This is a genomic window from Aphanothece microscopica RSMan92, from assembly GCF_046613545.2.
In the GTDB taxonomy this organism is placed as follows: Bacteria; Cyanobacteriota; Cyanobacteriia; order PCC-6307; family Cyanobiaceae; genus NIES-981.
The window spans coordinates 1-2,053 of record NZ_JBKKKY020000141.1 but is presented as its reverse complement, the minus strand read 5'-3'; the positions used below and the strand labels follow the sequence as shown (position 1 = coordinate 2,053).

Genomic DNA, 2,053 nt, shown 5'->3' with positions numbered 1-2,053 from the left:
CCGATCGCCGTCAACCTCGCCCTCGGCATCGGCCTGGGCGCGGAGGCGCAGGGCGATGTCCTGATCGATATCGAGAACCTGGAAGGCGGCGCCGGCGCCGACAGCCTGGTGGGGTCCTTTGCCGCCAACCGGATCCAAGGCGGCGCCGGCAATGACAGGATCGAGGGCCTGGAAGGCGCGGATACGCTGGAAGGCGGCGCCGGGGCCGACCTGCTGGATGGCGGGGAGGATCGCGACACCGCCAGCTACCAGCGTTCCGCCAGCGCCGTCTCGGTCAGCCTGGCCACCGGCCTCGGCAGCGGCGGCGATGCCGAGGGCGATACGCTGATCGGCATCGAAAGCCTGCGGGGCGGCCGCGGCGATGACACGCTGACGGGCTCTGACACCGGCAATTGGCTCATCGGCTGGGCCGGCGCCGACAGCCTGAGCGGACTTGGCGGCAATGATACGCTGGAAGGCGGCGCGGGCGGCGATGTGCTGGATGGCGGCGATGGCTTCGACATCATCGTCTATGCCGGGATCGCGGCCGCCGTCTCGGTGGATCTCGGCGCCGGCACCGCCGTGGGTGGCGATGCCACCGGGGACACGTTGCGCGCGATCGAGGGCGTGATCGGCGGGCGCGGCGATGACAGCCTGGTGGGCTCCACCGACGCCAACCGGCTGGCCGGCGCCAACGGCGCCGATACGCTGCGCGGGCTCGAAGGCGATGATACGCTGATCGGCGGCGCCGGCGCCGATATCCTCGATGGCGGCTCGGGCAACGACCTCGCCAGCTATGCCTCCTCCACCGACTCGGTCACCATCAACCTCATCACCGGCACCGCCGCGGGCGGCCATGCCGAGGGCGATGTCCTCACCGATATCGAGCATCTTGAAGGCGGCACCGCGGGCGACAGCCTGTTCGGCTCGAACGTGGCGAATATCATCCGCGGGGCCGGCGGCGACGATACGCTGTTCGGCGGCGGCGGGAATGACACGCTGGCCGGCGGCGGCGGCATCGACGAGGTGTGGGTCGCGGGCCTCTTCGTCGACTACGAGGTGACCATCCTCGGCACGGCGACGACGGTGCGGGACATCAATCCCGGCGATGGCGACGAAGGGTTGGACCGCCTGGCGGGCGTCGAATACCTGGTCTTCGCCGACGGCTTCCGTCTCAGCCTCAACTGGGCGAATACCGCGGCGAGCATCACCGGCACCGCCAGCGGCGCGGTCACGGCGGATACCGGCGACATCGCCTCGGGCAGCCTTGCCGTCGTGGACCCCGATGCCGGGGAAGCCCGCTTCGCCACCCCTGCCAGCCTCGATGGCCTCTACGGCACCTTCACCTTCGATGCGCTGACCGGCGCCTGGACCTACGACCTCAACGACAGCGAGACGGCGGTGCGCCAGCTCGCCGGCGGGGAGACGCTGCAGGACACGATCGGCGTCCATTCCTATGACGGCTCGGCAAGCGAACGCATCACCGTCACCATCACCGGCGTGAACGATGATGCCGTCATCTCCGGCATGACGGCCGGCCTCGTGGCCACCGACGCCACCCGCAGCATCCTCGGCTTCGTGCAGGTGGTGGATGCGGATGCCGGCGAGGATGTCTTCGCCGAGCCCGCCTCCCTGCTCGGCGACTATGGCGAATTCACCTTCGACGTGACGTCGGGCTCCTGGCGCTACGACCTGAGCCCCGACGCGCCCGCCGTGCTCGCCCTTGCCCCCGGGGCGACGCTGACCGACACGCTGGAGATCGCCTCCATCGACGGGACCGCCAGCGCCACCATCACCATCACCATCCGCGGCGCCCTGCCGCCGCTCCTCGCCGCCGACCTCGATCCCGCGCGCGGCTTCGTGCTGATCGGCCCGAATGACGACAGCGGCTTCGGCTACAGCGTCGCATCGGCCGGCGACATCAATGGCGACGGCTTCGACGACCTGATCATCGGCGCCCTCGGCGGGGCGGGCGATGTGAATGGCGCGGGCCTCGCCTTCGTCGTCTTCGGCAAGGCCAGCGCATCCGGCGTGCTCGACAGCGAAGGCCGGCTGGTGCGGAACCGCGCCGGCC

The 2,053-nt window shown here is 70.6% G+C and carries 1 protein-coding gene; it reads left to right on the top strand.

What is annotated here, in order from left to right; translation table 11 throughout:
* The coding region (locus ACLD7X_RS16420; protein WP_411424759.1) for a VCBS domain-containing protein at positions 1 to 2,053 on the top strand (2,053 nt) is incomplete at both ends.